The sequence below is a fragment of the Paenactinomyces guangxiensis genome (assembly GCF_016055185.1).
Taxonomy (GTDB): domain Bacteria; phylum Bacillota; class Bacilli; order Thermoactinomycetales; family Thermoactinomycetaceae; genus Paenactinomyces; species Paenactinomyces guangxiensis.
In genome coordinates this window covers 38,463-53,862 of sequence record NZ_JAECVR010000022.1, presented here as the reverse complement: position 1 = coordinate 53,862, position 15,400 = coordinate 38,463, and the positions used below count along the sequence as shown (strand labels likewise).

General features: G+C 46.3%; 17 protein-coding genes and 8 tRNA genes. 2 read left to right on the top strand and 23 right to left on the bottom strand.

Going from position 1 to position 15,400, the window contains the following annotated elements; translation table 11 throughout:
* Positions 1–309: 309 nt before the first annotated feature.
* The 10 genes from I8U27_RS17140 to I8U27_RS17095 form a co-directional block, all read right to left on the bottom strand.
* A tRNA-Lys gene (locus I8U27_RS17140) sits at positions 310–385 on the bottom strand.
* A 7-nt stretch (positions 386–392) separates the two neighbouring features.
* Positions 393–467: transfer RNA gene (locus I8U27_RS17135), tRNA-Gln, on the bottom strand.
* A gap of 3 nt (positions 468–470) precedes the next feature.
* A tRNA-His gene (locus tag I8U27_RS17130) sits at positions 471–546 on the bottom strand.
* Between the two features lie 16 nt (positions 547–562).
* Positions 563–639, bottom strand: a tRNA-Asp gene (locus tag I8U27_RS17125).
* A 30-nt stretch (positions 640–669) separates the two neighbouring features.
* Positions 670–745: transfer RNA gene (locus tag I8U27_RS17120), tRNA-Val, on the bottom strand.
* A gap of 6 nt (positions 746–751) precedes the next feature.
* Positions 752–827, bottom strand: a tRNA-Glu gene (locus tag I8U27_RS17115).
* Between the two features lie 11 nt (positions 828–838).
* A tRNA-Ser gene (locus I8U27_RS17110) sits at positions 839–931 on the bottom strand.
* Positions 932–937: 6 nt separating this feature from the next.
* Positions 938–1,012, bottom strand: a tRNA-Asn gene (locus I8U27_RS17105).
* A 328-nt stretch (positions 1,013–1,340) separates the two neighbouring features.
* Positions 1,341–2,054, bottom strand: coding sequence for a Bax inhibitor-1/YccA family protein (locus I8U27_RS17100; RefSeq protein ID WP_309506173.1), 714 nt, complete (start codon positions 2,052–2,054; stop codon positions 1,341–1,343).
* A 217-nt stretch (positions 2,055–2,271) separates the two neighbouring features.
* On the bottom strand, positions 2,272–2,598 hold the full coding sequence (locus tag I8U27_RS17095) for a hypothetical protein (RefSeq protein ID WP_181754025.1): 327 nt from the start codon (positions 2,596–2,598) through the stop codon (positions 2,272–2,274).
* A gap of 148 nt (positions 2,599–2,746) precedes the next feature.
* On the opposite strand from I8U27_RS17095, the gene I8U27_RS17090 reads away from it, so the two are divergent.
* Complete coding sequence (locus I8U27_RS17090; protein ID WP_181754096.1) at positions 2,747–3,775, top strand: ThiF family adenylyltransferase; 1,029 nt, start codon at positions 2,747–2,749, stop codon at positions 3,773–3,775.
* A gap of 371 nt (positions 3,776–4,146) precedes the next feature.
* Here I8U27_RS17090 and I8U27_RS17085 read toward each other — a convergent pair whose 3' ends face one another.
* From I8U27_RS17085 to I8U27_RS17075, 3 genes are read right to left on the bottom strand one after another with little or no spacing between them, the layout of a single operon-like run.
* Positions 4,147–5,049: an NAD(P)-dependent oxidoreductase gene (locus I8U27_RS17085; RefSeq protein ID WP_181754026.1), complete on the bottom strand. Its 903-nt coding sequence runs from the start codon at positions 5,047–5,049 to the stop codon at positions 4,147–4,149.
* A gap of 17 nt (positions 5,050–5,066) precedes the next feature.
* Entirely contained in the window at positions 5,067–5,633 is a 567-nt protein-coding gene (locus tag I8U27_RS17080; RefSeq protein ID WP_181754027.1) for a thioredoxin family protein, read from the bottom strand.
* 15 nt (positions 5,634–5,648) lie between these two features.
* Positions 5,649–6,122 carry a SprT family protein gene (locus I8U27_RS17075; protein ID WP_181754028.1) on the bottom strand — a complete coding sequence of 158 codons (474 nt, stop codon included), beginning with the start codon at positions 6,120–6,122 and terminating at the stop codon, positions 5,649–5,651.
* On the opposite strand from I8U27_RS17075, the gene cmpA reads away from it, so the two are divergent.
* Positions 6,072–6,347, top strand: coding sequence for a cortex morphogenetic protein CmpA (gene cmpA / locus I8U27_RS21195; protein WP_332310909.1), 276 nt, complete (start codon positions 6,072–6,074; stop codon positions 6,345–6,347). The two genes, I8U27_RS17075 and cmpA, sit on opposite strands and share 51 nt — an antisense overlap.
* Positions 6,348–6,382: 35 nt before the next feature.
* Here the strand turns inward: cmpA and I8U27_RS17065 are convergent, their stop codons facing one another.
* The 10 genes from I8U27_RS17065 to I8U27_RS17020 form a co-directional block, all read right to left on the bottom strand.
* A complete protein-coding gene (locus I8U27_RS17065; protein WP_181754030.1) occupies positions 6,383–8,539 on the bottom strand; it encodes a Tex family protein in 2,157 nt (718 codons plus the stop codon).
* A gap of 254 nt (positions 8,540–8,793) precedes the next feature.
* Complete coding sequence (gene sigB / locus I8U27_RS17060; RefSeq protein WP_181754033.1) at positions 8,794–9,582, bottom strand: RNA polymerase sigma factor SigB; 789 nt, start codon at positions 9,580–9,582, stop codon at positions 8,794–8,796.
* On the bottom strand, positions 9,545–10,033 hold the full coding sequence (gene rsbW, locus I8U27_RS17055) for an anti-sigma B factor RsbW (protein ID WP_181754035.1): 489 nt from the start codon (positions 10,031–10,033) through the stop codon (positions 9,545–9,547). The genes sigB and rsbW overlap by 38 nt, the downstream gene beginning before the upstream one ends.
* Complete coding sequence (locus tag I8U27_RS17050) at positions 10,030–10,365, bottom strand: STAS domain-containing protein (RefSeq protein ID WP_181754037.1); 336 nt, start codon at positions 10,363–10,365, stop codon at positions 10,030–10,032. Before I8U27_RS17050 ends, rsbW begins: the two co-directional genes overlap by 4 nt.
* 55 nt (positions 10,366–10,420) lie before the next feature.
* Positions 10,421–11,428, bottom strand: a complete 1,008-nt coding sequence (locus I8U27_RS17045) for a PP2C family protein-serine/threonine phosphatase (protein ID WP_181754039.1) — start codon at positions 11,426–11,428, stop codon at positions 10,421–10,423.
* Between the two features lie 216 nt (positions 11,429–11,644).
* Complete coding sequence (locus tag I8U27_RS17040) at positions 11,645–11,995, bottom strand: type II toxin-antitoxin system PemK/MazF family toxin (protein WP_181754041.1); 351 nt, start codon at positions 11,993–11,995, stop codon at positions 11,645–11,647.
* A gap of 5 nt (positions 11,996–12,000) precedes the next feature.
* Positions 12,001–12,252 carry a CopG family ribbon-helix-helix protein gene (locus I8U27_RS17035; protein WP_181754098.1) on the bottom strand — a complete coding sequence of 84 codons (252 nt, stop codon included), beginning with the start codon at positions 12,250–12,252 and terminating at the stop codon, positions 12,001–12,003.
* Between the two features lie 370 nt (positions 12,253–12,622).
* Positions 12,623–13,801 carry an alanine racemase gene (alr, locus tag I8U27_RS17030; RefSeq protein ID WP_181754043.1) on the bottom strand — a complete coding sequence of 393 codons (1,179 nt, stop codon included), beginning with the start codon at positions 13,799–13,801 and terminating at the stop codon, positions 12,623–12,625.
* Positions 13,782–14,213, bottom strand: coding sequence for a hypothetical protein (locus tag I8U27_RS17025; RefSeq protein ID WP_181754045.1), 432 nt, complete (start codon positions 14,211–14,213; stop codon positions 13,782–13,784). Before I8U27_RS17025 ends, alr begins: the two co-directional genes overlap by 20 nt.
* 126 nt (positions 14,214–14,339) lie before the next feature.
* Positions 14,340–15,368: an outer membrane lipoprotein-sorting protein gene (locus I8U27_RS17020; RefSeq protein ID WP_181754046.1), complete on the bottom strand. Its 1,029-nt coding sequence runs from the start codon at positions 15,366–15,368 to the stop codon at positions 14,340–14,342.
* Positions 15,369–15,400: the final 32 nt, after the last annotated feature.

Sequence of the window (15,400 nt, the reverse complement as noted above, 5' to 3'; positions counted from 1 at the left end):
CATACTTTGTGGGTAATTTTGTTATATTTACTCGATCGCTTAATAAATAAAAGGTTAGGTTTTAACACTTCAAAAGCGCCTTGGAACCGTTAGGTTCTTGGTTTTTACCTTAGTTATGCAACAAGGTCATCTAAAGTTCTTTTTTAATGAAAAAGGACTTTTAATACCGGCAGGCTTTTAAGTAGGTTCTTTCTCGCAAATATTGCTTAAATAGAACTTTTTATCAAATGTTTTACAAAATAAAAAAAGCGTCTCACATCTGATTGTGCATCAGCTGTGAGACGCTTTTTTTATTTTTATCTATCAATGTGGTGAGCCATGAAGGACTCGAACCTTCGACCCTCTGATTAAAAGTCAGATGCTCTACCAACTGAGCTAATGGCTCATAGTAATGGCTGGGGAGGTAGGGATCGAACCTACGCATGACGGAGTCAAAGTCCGTTGCCTTACCGCTTGGCTACTCCCCAGTGTGGGGCGACCGGTGGGAATCGAACCCACGAGTGCCGGAGCCACAATCCGGTGCGTTAACCACTTCGCCACGGCCGCCATAAATGAAAATAGATGGCGGAGCTGACGGGATTCGAACCCGCGATCTCCTGCGTGACAGGCAGGCATGTTAGGCCTCTACACCACAGCTCCGCAAAAATATGAAGAAGAATCTTTCTTCAATGGTGGACGCTGACGGGATCGAACCGCCGACCCTCTGCTTGTAAGGCAGATGCTCTCCCAGCTGAGCTAAGCGTCCAAAAAGTGGTGACCCGTAGGGGATTCGAACCCCTGCATGCCAGCGTGAAAGGCTGGTGTGTTTACCGCTTCACCAACGGGCCAATCATTGATCTGGCGGAGAGAGAGGGATTCGAACCCTCGCGGGGCCTTGTGACCCCCTAACGGTTTAGCAAACCGTCCTCTTCGGCCTCTTGAGTATCTCTCCGCAAAATGGCTCCTCAGGCAGGACTCGAACCTGCAACCTACCGGTTAACAGCCGGGTGCTCTACCATTGAGCTACTGAGGAACGACTTTAAATTTTTTCAGCGACAGGGTCAATTATAACTGATTTGATTTCATTTTGCAAGGACTTTTTTTGAATTTCTTGTGGATTGCTTCATCGTCCTGTTTCGCCGAAGACATTTAATAGATTAGCACGGAACAAATGTTGGAGTCAAGTGTTTTTTCCCCCGGAAATATCGTTTTATCTTACCCTTTCCGTATGCATGAATCACTTGTTATTTCAAGTTCAACAGTGAATAACCCCCCTTGGAATCACCTGCGAACCCAGGCCGGGGCGAAAAGTTCATTCCAGGGGGGAGATCATCTGAAGCATGGAATTTTTTAGTGTTCCTTTAGTCATCACTGCCGAGAATATTGAGCAGGTTTTTGAAGATAATGATAAAGTCCAGATAAAGCATCAACGCGCCAAAGATCGCCAATTTGGACACCGTATCTTCATCATATGCCTGTTCGCTCATATATTTGATTTTCTGAACGTCGAAGGCAGTGATGACGCAGAAAAGAACCACAAGGGCAATAGAGACAATCCATGAGAAGAGGCTGCTCTCGATGAAGAAGATATTCACCAGCGATGCCAGAATCAGCCCGATCACCAGCATCAGAGCAATGGAACCGATCTTGGAGAGGTCACGTTTGGTGGTATAACCGATCAATGCACATACGCCAAACATACCAGCCGTGATAAAAAAGGCTGCACCAATGGTTCCAAGGTTATAGTAAGACAGTATCAGGGTTAAAGTAACTCCGTTTAAGGCTGCATATAAGAAGAAACCCAGAGTTGCCGCAAAGACGGACAAGCGGTTGAGAAAAAGGGACAGCCCGAATACAACGATTAATTCGGCGATGACAAAGCCCCAGAACACAACCGGTTGAGACGCCAGCATCTTGGGCACATTTGGATTCATGCTGAGAGCGCCAGCGATGATTGCCGTCATGATCAAACCGGCAAACATCCAGGAAAAAACTCGTTGCATCAGCCGTTGATTAGTCGTAACTACCGGAGCAGGTGTCCCGGTGTTCATACCCGGAAAACGAGGTTGTTCCACGAAACTATTCCCTCCATCAAAAGTTAATTCATTTAAAATAAGTATATTCCCTATGAATGGGAAGATCAAGTTCATGGGGAAGTTGATTTATCCCAAAAATAACAGTCCGCCCAATATTTCATCTATTCCGGTTGAGGTGTCTTTTTATCCCTTTTCCAGGATTAAAAAGACACTATGCCACTCAAACTCAAAATCCTCCCGGAAATTTTCACAGCCCTCAGTGAATAATCCCTGACTGTTTCATTTTTCGCTTCGTCTCTTCAGTTCCCAACTGGTAAATCATCTGATAGATCTGATCAATTTTTTCATCCTCTCTGCGGCTGTCCTGCAATCGCTCTCTCGTTTCATAAGGGATGTGGGCCGTTATAAACGTGTGAAAGTCGTTTTCCTGCGTTTCCTCAAACAGCTTTTCCAAGCGGGAAATTTCTTCGGGGGTCGCTCTGATCTCAAAATCATACACAGCATCATTTAGATTGATTTCTTCCCGGATTTCACCCGCATTCGGGCCAATGTCCACAGTTACATAGTAGGTTTTTTTCTCCAAGTAGATCTCCTCCTCATTTCACTCTTTCCCTATTATTCCCTCCTTCATACTCATTTCACCCGGGGTTGCAGATTTGTAAGGAGATGAGAAAATAAAAAATGGAAAACCTTATTATTTGAATTTATGATAAGGGGAATTTTTTATGAGTATGGATCTCACCCGTTATTCCAGACAAGTGCTTTTTTCTCCGATTGGACCAACGGGACAAGCCAAACTGCAAAAGTCCCGCGTTGCAATTGTAGGCCTTGGTGCGCTGGGAACTGCTTTAGCCAATCATATGGTCCGGGCGGGGATCGGATATGTCCGCTTGATTGACCGCGATTTTGTGGAAGCGAGCAATCTGCAACGGCAAATGTTGTATGACGAAGCTGATGCCGAAGATCACCTGCCCAAAGCGACAGCGGCTGCTCAAAAGCTGAAAGCAATCAACTCATCTGTTGACCTTGATCCGCATATCACCGATCTTACCTGGAGAAATGCAGAGGAGCTTCTCTCTGATGTAGATCTGATCCTGGATGGGAGCGATAATTTTGACGTTCGTTATTTGGTCAACGATGTAAGTATCAAATACTCGATTCCCTGGATTTATGGCGGAGCGGTCAGTGCACGGGGGATCACATTTACCATTCGTCCCGGAATCACTCCCTGTCTGCGCTGCCTTTTTCCGCAGGCACCCGCTCCCGGCACCGCCCAAACCTGCGATACTGCCGGGGTGATCGGGCCGATTATCCAGGTGGTGGCGGCCTATCAGGCTACTGAAGCGTTCAAGTTGCTGGTGGGGGACACAAATGCGCTGGAAACCCGCCTGCGCCATTTTGAGCTATGGGCCAACCACGATACGGCACTGCAAGTTTCCGGACAGCGGCAAGCAGATTGCCCCGCCTGTCAACAACACAACTATGATTATTTGGACCCTGTTGACAAACAGGCGCGGGAAGTCTCTTTATGTGGTCGGGAAACGGTTCAGATCACGCCCCCGGAACAACATTCCATCGATTTGGATCAGCTGGAGGACCGTTTAAAAATGGTGGGCAAAGTGGCGCGAAATCCGTTTATGCTGCGGGCCGAGGTGGAATCTTTCCGGTTCGTCATTTTCCCTGATGGACGTATCCTGGTTCAGGGTACAGGTGAAATCCCTGTTGCAAGAACCCTTGTTGCCAAGTATATTGGGTTATGATGTTCTACCCTGGCTTAAAGCGGAGATCTCCAGCCAAAAAGAAACAGTCTGAGAGCTTTCCTCTTCAGGAAAGCTCTCAGGTCTATTTAGGTTATTTGGCAGGGCGGCGGATCCTGCGTCTCTGGTGACTTGCCAGTCATATCTCCATCACTGACGAGCGCGTGGGGAACCTTTCCCACCTCAATAGCCCTTGAATATTTTTTCGCATTATTGGCTGGGACCAAAGTATCTCTGTTATATCTGGAATAACATATCATTTTTCTAAAGATAAAGTAAAATCCATCTGTATTTGGACGATTATCATTTTACTAAGGAAGAGTCAAGCTGATGAACAAACATTGCCTGTTTACATCAAAAGGACTGCTCCCCCGTTACTCCGAGGGTGTAATTGACACATTGCCCAATTGTTCCATCAACCTGATCAGCGCATGGGTACCGTCTTCATTTCCTCCATGCGCCTGGACGGAGCGCAATAGTTGTTGAACAGCGGCGGTACCTAATAGCGGCAGTTCCAGCCGTTCTGCTTCTTGCAGGACAATTCGCAGGTCCTTTTGTTGAAAGCGGACGGAAAAACCGGGATCCAAGTCTCCTTTGACCACCCGCGGTCCCAGGTTGGCAAGCGCCCATGAACCTCCCGCCCCACGGGTTGTAACCTCAATCATTTTCTCCAGATCAACACCCGCTTTTTTGGCGAAGGCGAGCGCTTCGACCATGCCAAGTAAGTTCAGGCCGCACAAAATCTGATTGCAAGCTTTAACGGTCTGTCCTGCACCGTTCGGTCCGCAATGGACAATCGACTTGCCCATCGTTTCAAGAACCGGTTTTACACTTTCCAGAACGGAGGCCTCTCCGCCGACCATGATGGAAAGCGTTCCGTTCCTGGCTCCGATATCCCCTCCGCTTACCGGTGCGTCAAGCATCGCCACACCCTGTTCGGCGGCGCGGGCGGCAATCTGTCTGGTGGCGTCGGGGGAAATCGTGCTCATATCAATCAACACAGAACCGGGCTTAGCCCCTGCCAGGACTCCGTTTTCGCCTTCAACTACTTCACGGACATCCGGGGTATCACCCACAATGGTGATGATCAGATTGCTGTTTTCCGCCACTTCTTTCGGTGAACGGGCTTTACGGGCTCCCCACCCGGCCGCTTCTTCCATCTTGGAAGCTGTGCGGTTCCACACAGTGACTTGATAGCCCGCATTTATAATATGCCGGGACATCGACCTCCCCATAATTCCCAAACCAATAAAGCCTACTTTCCATTCCGTTGCCATTGCTATCGCCTCTTTTCTTAACTAGTCAGGGGCTGTGTCAAGCGTGCGCGAATGCTGTCAATCACAGTTTTCCAGATGGATGGGTCAGATGAAATCCGGTCTTTAAACTCGCGATACATCTGGCGTTGTTTCTCTTCAAACAGAGGATCATCATTGTCGGGCAATTGGCTGCGCATCTGCTCGATCATCTGTTGTACATAAGGAGAACGGGGGCCCCAAACCGCTTTTTCCATCCCCGCTTCATCTATGAATATAAAAATTGGAATTGACCGGGATTTCCCATTGGTCAAATATTGATCCATCAACTCCAGGTTTTCATCGCGAATCAACATGCGCAGATCAAAATGGGCTGATTCGGCAATACGTTTCAGGATAGGGATACACAGCATGGCATCCCCGCACCAGTCGGCCGTCAGCACGATCACACGCCAGTTCCTTGTTTGCGCTTGCCGGAAAAATGAGTGGTCTTCTTCGGAAAGCTGAACGTTATCATAGATCTCAAGCATGCGGTCCCGATTTACATTCATGCTGTCCACATATTGCTCATAAGTCATCCCTTTTTGAAACCAGTCATTGAGATGCATCAAACAATTCCCCCTTTATGGTTGGTTTGAAGTCAGGATTTGTTGCTCCAGCGGGCCACGACAATCCCCGCAAATATAGCGGGCCAGATTCACCTTTCGTTTGCGGTAATAGGTTTTTCCACAGTGTTTGCAGGTGAGCAAAACCTTTGCAATCTGATTTTTTTTCGCAGAGGGGTGCAGGGGAGGGGCATAACGAAGACCGCCCACTTGCTCCAGCAGTTCGCGAAAATCACGGTCCCGGTGGCGGTAACCTTTTCCCTGTATGTGCAAATGATAATGGCAGAGCTCGTGCAAAATAATCCTGGTAAACACCTCTCTGCCGTGGACTTCCAACATCTTCGGATTCATCTCAATCCGATGGTCGGACAGGTGATATCTCCCCCCGGTTGTGCGCAGACGGGAATTAAACCGGGCCAGGTGGGCAAAAGGAATCCCAAAATGCATGAGGGACAGTTGTTCCACCCATCTTTGCAACTCCTGGTCTGTCATACTATTTCCCCTCTCAGCGGCACACAAACAGAATTAAGAGACAGTAAGACACGGACATCCCCCTGCCTACATAAACTAAAACAACAAACCAATGCGAAAGGAGGCGGCGGGATGCCCAGGTGGCTGGTCAAACAGCTCATGCGAGCCTTCCATGATAAAGACCGGCGGCAAATCAGGTTTTTAAATAAATGTTGGTTTCATTTCCAACAAAAAGAACGCGCATGAGAGTCAGGTAACAAGGAGCCGTTCGCCGACTCCGGCTATGCCAGGCTCTCCTGTTTCACAGGAAGCATGCTTAACCCGACCCGCTCCCTTTCTACGTCTACGTTTATCACCCAAACATCGACAATATCGCCGACAGTGACAACATCCATCGGGTTCTTCACAAATTTTTCACTCATCTTGGAAATGTGGACAAGACCATCGTTTTTCAGTCCGATATCTACAAAAGCTCCAAAATCAACAACGTTGCGAACGGTTCCCTGCAGATGCATCCCCACATGCAGATCTTCTATTTTCAACACATCTGACCGCAACAGAGGAGCCGGCAATTCTTCACGCGGGTCCCGGCCGGGACGGAGCAGCGCTTCAATAATATCGCGCAGAGTTGGTACCCCGCAGTTACATTTTTGTGCGGTTTCCTCAACATTTAATTGACGCAAGCGTTGATTACACTCTTCAGTCCCGATTTGGTCGGCCGTCATCCCCAACAATGTGAGCAATTGCTTCACAACAGAGTAAGATTCCGGGTGAATCGGTGTTTTATCCAGCGGATTGCCGCCCTCATTGATGCGTAAGAAGCCGATGCACTGTTCATACGTTTTTGCCCCGAGGCGCGGAACTTCTTTCAATTCATCGCGGCTTTTAAACCGGCCCACATCTTCTCTGCGCTTGACGATATTTTTGGCTACTGATGCACTCACCCCGGATACATACTGCAAAAGAGCAGGGGAAGCGGTATTGACATCAACTCCCACATAGTTAACCGCCGACTCTACGACATTGGTTAAACTCTCACTCAACTTCTTTTGCGATACATCATGCTGATATTGTCCGACTCCAACCGATTTGGGATCGATTTTCACCAGTTCAGCAAGCGGGTCCTGTAAGCGGCGGGCGATAGAAACAGCGCTGCGGCGGGCCGCATCCAGATCAGGGAACTCTTCTTTCGCCAGTTTGGATGCCGAATAAACACTGGCTCCCGCTTCATTGACAATGACATAGTGGATGGGCCGGTTCGCTTCTTTAATTACCCCGGCGATAAAACTTTCTGTCTCCCGTGACGCCGTTCCGTTTCCGATCGCAACAATCTCAATGGGATATTGGGCGAGCAAATCAAGAACCTTTTGTTTAGACTCACCGATTTTATTCTGTGGCGGAGTAGGGTAAATCACATCCACATGAAGCAATTTTCCGGTATCATCAACGACTGCCAGCTTACACCCCGTACGGTAGGCCGGGTCAACACCCAGAACCATTTTGCCCGGAATCGGGGGTTGCAGCAGTAGGTGACGCAGATTCTCTGCAAAAATATGAATCGCTTGTTCTTCCGCTTGTTCGGTCATGGCGGCATGTACTTCCCGTTCAATTGAAGGGGCGATTAACCGTTTGTAACTGTCTTGTGCAGCTTGTTTTAAAAAAGTATGGGGCCGGGATGGAAACCACTTTTCCAGACGGCGTAAAATAGGCTCCTCTTCGACGGTAATTTTTACTTTAAGGATTTCCTCCCGTTCGCCCCGGTTTACGGCGAGAACACGGTGGGACGGCATTTTATGTACGGGTTCACTGTAATCGTAATACATTTCATAGACGGAGCGCTGTTCGGGGTCTTTTGCTTTTGAGACAAGCAGTCCTGTTTTCCAGGTATATTCGCGCACCCATTTTCGGATCTCGGCATCTTCGGAAAGTTCCTCCGCCAGAATGTCCATCGCTCCCTGAAGTGCCATCTCCGCTGTTTCCACACCCAGTTCCTCGTTAATATACTCAGATGCGGTCTCTTCAATCTCCTGTTCATCTGTCAGCCGGAGCAACTGTTTAGCCAGAGGCTCCAACCCTTTCTCTTTGGCTATGGAAGCCCTTGTCTTACGTTTTGGCCGGTAAGGGAGATATAAGTCTTCTAATTCTTGCAGCCGTGTTGACTGGTCGATTTTCTGTTTCAGTTCATCTGTTAATTTCCCCTGGTCATCAATCAGGCGAATAATCTCTTCTTTACGTTTATTGAGTTGAGAAAGGTACTGGAATCTCTCTTCAATCTCTCTCAGTTGCTCCTCATCCAGCTCTCCGGTCCGCTCTTTGCGATACCGGGCGATAAAGGGTATCGTATTTCCCTCTTCCATCAACTCTACACTGGTTTTGACCTGGCTCACTTTCAGGGACAATTCGCCAGCAACGATTTGAAACATCTGTTGTCGGTCCATCTGCTTTCCACCACCTGTTTTTCTTCATCGATCAGATAAGCTATATGCGATAATAAACAAAAATGATGTTATCATTTTTACATATCCTTTGTGCCGGTTTCTATGAAAATGCGCACAATTTTGCGAAAGAAAAAGGGGAATTTTGATGAGAACGATCACACGCCGGTAAATTTCACACATGAAAGAAAGTGTACCTCTCGCGCTCATCATTTACAAAGCAATGTCAAGAGGTACACTTTTTTATGTCTGTTCCATCATCTTATAACCTCGGACGGCTCCATGCGAATCGCTTGGCGCAGTTTTTGTAATGCTCTTCGTTGCAGGCGGGAAACATGCATCTGGGAGATGCCTAGTTTTTCTCCCGCTTGTTTTTGGCTCAGATTATCAAAAAAAGTCATTTGCAGGATTTCTTTTTCGCGGTCAGTCAGTACCGAAAATACTTTTTCCAGCAATAATTTTTTGTCAATCTGGTCGTATCCGTTATCTTCACTTCCAACCAGATCAAGCAAAGTAACCTGGCTCCCGTCCGTACTGGCTTCAATCGGACTGTCTACCGAGACTGCGTTATAGCTCCGTCCCATTTCCATCGTTTCCAATACTTCTTCTGTTGTCACGTCCAAATAATCGGCGATTTCCTCTACCTGGGGGGATCGCTGGTACTGAGTGGTCAACTCTTCAACCGCACTTTTAATACGGGGACCCAGTTCCTTAATTCGTCTTGGAACATGAACACTCCAGGTTTTATCGCGGATGTGCCGTTTAATCTCTCCTATGATCGTCGGAATGGCAAATCCTTCAAAGCTGCGGCCGAAGGAAGGATCATACCTTTTCAAAGAGGCAAGCAAACCGATCATCCCAACCTGGGCCAAATCTTCATAGGGTTCGGAGCCACGAGCAAACTTGAACGCCAATGTCTCTACCAAATCTTTATAGTGATCCACTAATTTCGCTTGTGCCTCCCCATCCCCATCCTCTTGAAATTTTCGGATTAACTGAAGGACTTCTTCATCGGTTAGAGGGGTAGGATGTGGACGACTCGACATGTGACTCCACCACGTCCTTTCGGATATACTTGGTCATCGTCACAATCACTCCGTTATCACCTTTAATATCTACATGATCCATTAATGTTTTCATCAGAAAAAGGCCTAATCCGCGTTCACGCACAGCATTCATGGACGGTTCGATGCTGATCGGTCCGGTCCGTTTTTCCACTTCTCTGACATCAAAACTGTTCCCGCGATCAATGACGGCGATTTCGAGGCGATTCGCAAAAATATTGCAACTGACCTCGATTTCTCCCTCACCACCGCAATAAGCATGATCAACAGCATTCGTACATGCTTCTGCCACAGCCAACTTTAAATCTTCGATCTCGTCATATGAGAAACCCATACGATTGGCAACACCAGAAACTGCCAGCCTGACAATCCCAACATAGTCCGGCTTGGCGGGAATCGTCAGATTTACCAAATCTAAGAGTTGGTCACTCATGATTGGCCATCCTCCTGCGTTCTTTCTTCAATCTCTATAATTTCATGTAATCCGGTAATTTTAAAGATCCTTAACAAGCGGGCATTCATGCCTGTTAAAATGAGTTTGCCATAGGTGGCCCGCTGGGCTTTATATGCTCCAATCAATACTCCGATCCCGGTACTGTCGATATAATCTACTTTAGACAGGTCGATCACTATCGTTCTTCCATTTTGACAATAGGGAAGTAATTTTTCTCTCAGTTGAGGTGCCGTGTATACGTCGATTTCTCCTTCAACGAGAATGGTAATATCTTTTTCCTCGTTCATTATATCTTTAATTAACACATTCATACCGTTTCGACCTCCAACCTGTATTTACTCCTTATGTCCTGACCCGGCTCTTACCCTATTCAACTCTTTTTATGATGAGAATGGTCTGATCATCTTTAATTTGATAATTTGCCATTTCAACCAGCTTTTGATGGATTCCTTCAACAGCTTCCTGGGCAGGCAGTTTCAAATGATCACGAATTAACTTTTTCAATGTGCGACGTTGCAGGAATTGCCCGTCCACTTTACATTCGGTTACACCATCAGAAAATAAGATAATGGCATCACCAGGGGATAGTTTAAGCAGATATTCCCGATAATCAACATCTCTGGCAACACCTAAAACAAGTCCCTGCGTTTTCAAATCCCTAAAACGGTTCGTTCGGGAATTGTAGAAAAATCCGGGCTCATGGCCAGCTGTTGAATAACGAAAGTGATGATTCAACGAATCATATACCCCGTAGACCATGGTAATAAACATACTGGGATCTACGTTTCGCTCCACTACCGTATTTAAGCCGCGCAAGATTTCTGAAGGAGACAGGGGCTGGTTATCGTCAAGGCGATCCATCGCATACTTAATCATAGACATACAAAGTGCCGCAGGAATCCCTTTTCCGATGATATCTGAGATGGCAACACCAAGCGACCCCATGCCATGATCAACAAAGTTATAATAGTCTCCGCTCATCCGCTTGGCAGCTACACTTAAAACCCCAATATCTACTCCGGGTAATGGGGGAGGGCTGGCAGGCAACAGAGTTTGTTGCATCCCCACAGCCACTTCAATCTCGTACTCCAACTCACGTTGTCGAGTGACCAGCTTTTCGGTTTCCTGATAAGCTACTCCGTAGCCGATCATTACTTCAATTAACAGGTCAAATGAGTTTTTTACTTCAGGGGGGAGGTCGGGGAGAAGCTTTTTCATCGTGTTGATATGGAAGCTAACCACTTCTTCCGGCGGAACTCGATGTTCCATAATCCATTTTCTCAATTGTTGGGCACTATATAAGTGATCCTCTTTCGGGTCTTGAATATATGAGGTAAGTAACCTCTCATATTGCTTTTGTAAGTGAATGTCCATATTGAAGGTCCCCTTGAATAAGGCTTCAAACCGATGCGATTTTTCTTTTTTTAATTTAGAGGGAGGATCCAATCTGAAGCTTTCCTCCAGGGTCGGATGAGGGAGCAAAAGATAAAAACAGTAACTTACGAGACTAACTCGTATTAAAAATATCATAATAACACAAAAAAATGAACAAACAAAATAAGAGAACGGAATTTCCTATCCGCTCTCTGCTTAAAAGTCAATCAAACCAAGACTGATTTGTAAAGCTTCATTGACTCTGGACATCATCTCATCATCTAAATGGGTAATTTTATCCGTTAACCGTTGTTTGTCAATCGTACGGATTTGTTCTAACAAGATGACTGAATCCCGGTCAAACCCATAAGCTCTGGCATCGATTTCAACGTGTGTAGGCAATTTCGCCTTCTGAATTTGTGCTGTAATCGCGGCGACGATCACGGTGGGGCTGAACCGATTGCCAATATCGTTTTGAATAATCAAAACAGGACGCACCCCACCCTGTTCGGATCCGACCACGGGGGAAAGATCAGCAAAATAGACATCGCCACGTTTGACAATCAAACCGGTTACACCCCGCTAACCAATCGATCCAAAGTATCTTCTGCTTCCTCTTCCGCCACAAAAGCTTCTGAGGCAATATTAAGATTGATCCTGGCCATTTCCATGTAACCTCTTTGCATCATCTCGCGGATCAAACGTTTTTTTCGCTCCTGAAGATACATCTTCATCGCTTGTCGAATAAACTCACTTCGATTGGAGTTATCTCTTTGCACCATACCATCTACTTCTTGAAGCAAATTTTTTGGTAGGCTGATCATAATTCTCTTGGTACTGGACAACTGTCGCACCCCCAACCAATCATCACCGTTAGCAATATCAATACTACCATTATGTCGAACCTGTTGCAAAAATATACTTAAAATAAGTCCCCGTGCACTGAAACGACAGACATAGTTAAATCTATTCGTTCTTGTTGCCAAAATTCCTTCCAATTAAAGAGAAAAGCTAAAAAAAGTAAACTCTTAACCGGACACAAAGGAAAGGTTCATTGATCTCCATTAGTAAACCGTTATTACCGGATTGGGATAACCCGGAGATGAAAAGTTGAGTCATGCCGGAGAAGCAGAATTCCGGGGAGCGAGACAGAAATTCCGCCTTTCCCCTTAGACACACTTTTACAGAAAAAAGTCACTGTCTCAAACGGTTGACCACTTGCACAGGCTTTCCGTTTCTGAGGTAGATTCGCGGAATCCGGTGGCTTAACATGCATACAACTTCATAGTTAATGGTGCCCAGAATTTCGGCAACCTCATCCACATGAATGCTCTTGGTCCCCTGTCTCCCGTATAAAACAACCTCATCCCCAACCCGTACGGGCATCGCCCGGGTTACATCCAGCATGAGTTGATCCATACAAACCCGGCCAAAGACGGGAACTTTTACACCGCCTACCAGCGCAAACCCTTTGTTGGACAGGTGGCGGTTAAAACCATCCCCATAGCCGACAGGTATAGTGGCAATCCACTCAGAACCGGTCGCCGTCACAGTTTTTCCGTAGCTGATCCCGGTTCCCGGGGGAGGTTGTTTAAGGTGAACAATTTTTGATTTCAGTGTCAATACCGGTTTTAATTTTACTGATTGTTGATTCACTTCTACAGAAGGATAAAAGCCATACATACTGATGCCCAAACGAATCATATCATAGGTACGGCAAGGCAATTCAATCGCACCCGCACTATTGGCGATATGAATGAGGGGAATATCTTCCTTCAGCTCCCGGACAACACTGGCAAACAATTCCTCCTGATACCGGGTGTAGCTTTTATCCCGTTCATCAGCCGTAGCAAAGTGTGTAAACAATCCTTCTACCCGCACATGGCTGCATTGACGGGCCAGACGCAAAAAGGCAGAGGTATCTTGAGGTTGCAAGCCAATCCTCCCCATCCCTGTGTCTACTTTTATGTGGATATTGGCTTTGGTATTGAACCGGTCCGACTCTCTCTCGATAACTTCTAATGATTCTCTGGAAAATACCGTTAAGCTTAATTGATGCCGGATGGCATCGGCAACCGCATAGGAGGGGGTATACCCTAAGACAAGGATTGGCGCTTTGATTCCTGCCTGCCTTAACTCAATCCCCTCATCGACAAAAGCAACTCCGAGATAAGTGGCTCCAGCCTCAAGTGCCGCCCGGGCAACGTGAACTGCCCCATGGCCGTATCCGTCTGCCTTCACTACCGCCATGATCTGTGATCTCTCCGGAATATGCCTGCGGAACTCTTTAATATTGTGTCTCAATGCGTCCAAATCAACTTCAATGACCGTATCCCTGCCGTAAACAGGAGGTCTATTTGGATTCCCATCCACGTTTTATCACTTCCAAACGGACATTTAATTCATCGATAAAACGATCACTGACGAGTAAGGGAGTCCGTTTCTTTTTGATAAGAAAAAAATAGCGCAAATCAAAGTCTTTTTCAACCTCAGTGATGGGAATGGATTCTTCCTTTTGTCCCAGTTGAATGACCAGTTTATCTTTATAAAGCGTGTAACGCGGATGAGCAAAAGCCAGATAGACAGCAGGTGCAAGCAGCATCACAGCAATTCCCAACAGGATGATTCCTGCGATCATTGAGACACTGCGGAATTCAAACTGCCATAAAAGAAAAGCAAAGCCCAATAAGAACAGAGCATACTCCAGAAGACGAAGTGCCCGGTTTTTCCGATAGAGAAGAACTCCGTAAGAGGTTTTTTCCTCTATAATCGGTTGATTCTCCATAATCTTTCTCATCCTTAACTTTTACCAGAGTCCATTTGCTACCTAGTATATTATAGCAAAATTTCGCCGCTGGGTAATGAGTATAAAAAATGGACAGCCTTTAGACCTGTCCATGAAAATCGTATATTATTTCAAAGGTTGTTCAAAGACGGATTTGGCAATTTGCTTCATTTCTTCTGTTGACAGATTACCCAGCAATTCAAAGTCTGTCCCGTTATCAGTCCAGGTCAGGCGCTTTTTCCCTGCTATTTCCAGTAAAACACCGACAGTTTGGCCTAAGTCCACGGGTTGCCCAAAAGCAGTCACACTTGCTTCAATCGCCTGCGGATGTCTTTGTGTCAAAGTAAATGATTGATCTCCTTTAAACCTCATAATCGCGACCGGGCCATCCGGAGTCTGTATCGTTTGTTCATCAACAAGGCGGCTGCCGGACGGGATATAGCCCGGAGTTACTGCTTCTACCGATTCTTTGCTGCGTTCTGCTCCCTGTAACTTTCCCATCGTCTGCTCAGATTTACCGGGCAAACTGTTCAGGTTCCTCTGCATCTCAAAAGCATCCTTGTCAAATGAAGCATTTGCCTTAAAGCGGTCAAATACCATATTTACCATGACTTCATTGTCCTCATTTAAAACATCTACTTTTTTGGGATAAAGATTTTCGTCAAGCCAAATTCGCTGTGTCTTCAAATTTTGATTCAGTGAGTATTTGGCGGCCACTTCAAACAGATACTCTTTCTTCCCGGTTTGAAATTGTCTCTGCTGATCGTCCACAATGCTGGAAAGAAGAGTTTGATACAGATAAACCTGTCCGCTCGATGCCGGCCAATCACTTTGAAAACGAAAACTTTTCTTCAAATGAGGAGTCAGCACATAAACGCCATCATCATTTTTAAGCAAAATCTGCACAATATCCTTTTTTAAGTTTTTAAGAGCAACCCGGTAAAAGTGAGGCTTTTTATACCATACTTCCACATCGTATTCCAGGGGTTCTTGCCCTGTATGAATAGTCATCTTTCCATGACTGATATATGACTCTAACTCTTCCGACCGCTTCGACAAATCACTGACAATTTCGTTGGCATCTTTCACACCACAGCCGACCAAACTTGTCGCAATCGCCAGGATGATCAGGTAAATCCATGGCTTTCGACGCATGGTATCCTCCCCTTCGTCAATTTCCCGGGAAA

Bases quoted from the DNA above. Each gene is read 5' to 3' on its own strand.
- I8U27_RS17090 (WP_181754096.1), top strand. From the start codon at position 2,747: ATGGATCTCACCCGTTATTCCAGACAAGTGCTTTTTTCTCCGATTGGA.
- I8U27_RS17085 (WP_181754026.1), bottom strand. From the start codon at position 5,049: ATGGCAACGGAATGGAAAGTAGGCTTTATTGGTTTGGGAATTATGGGG.
- I8U27_RS17080 (WP_181754027.1), bottom strand. From the start codon at position 5,633: ATGCATCTCAATGACTGGTTTCAAAAAGGGATGACTTATGAGCAATAT.
- cmpA (WP_332310909.1), top strand. From the start codon at position 6,072: ATGCATGAGGGACAGTTGTTCCACCCATCTTTGCAACTCCTGGTCTGT.
- I8U27_RS17075 (WP_181754028.1), bottom strand. From the start codon at position 6,122: ATGACAGACCAGGAGTTGCAAAGATGGGTGGAACAACTGTCCCTCATG.
- I8U27_RS17065 (WP_181754030.1), bottom strand. From the start codon at position 8,539: ATGGACCGACAACAGATGTTTCAAATCGTTGCTGGCGAATTGTCCCTG.
- sigB (WP_181754033.1), bottom strand. From the start codon at position 9,582: ATGTCGAGTCGTCCACATCCTACCCCTCTAACCGATGAAGAAGTCCTT.
- rsbW (WP_181754035.1), bottom strand. From the start codon at position 10,033: ATGAGTGACCAACTCTTAGATTTGGTAAATCTGACGATTCCCGCCAAG.
- I8U27_RS17050 (WP_181754037.1), bottom strand. From the start codon at position 10,365: ATGAATGTGTTAATTAAAGATATAATGAACGAGGAAAAAGATATTACC.
- I8U27_RS17045 (WP_181754039.1), bottom strand. From the start codon at position 11,428: ATGGACATTCACTTACAAAAGCAATATGAGAGGTTACTTACCTCATAT.
- I8U27_RS17035 (WP_181754098.1), bottom strand. From the start codon at position 12,252: ATGATCAGCCTACCAAAAAATTTGCTTCAAGAAGTAGATGGTATGGTG.
- I8U27_RS17025 (WP_181754045.1), bottom strand. From the start codon at position 14,213: ATGGAGAATCAACCGATTATAGAGGAAAAAACCTCTTACGGAGTTCTT.
- I8U27_RS17020 (WP_181754046.1), bottom strand. From the start codon at position 15,368: ATGCGTCGAAAGCCATGGATTTACCTGATCATCCTGGCGATTGCGACA.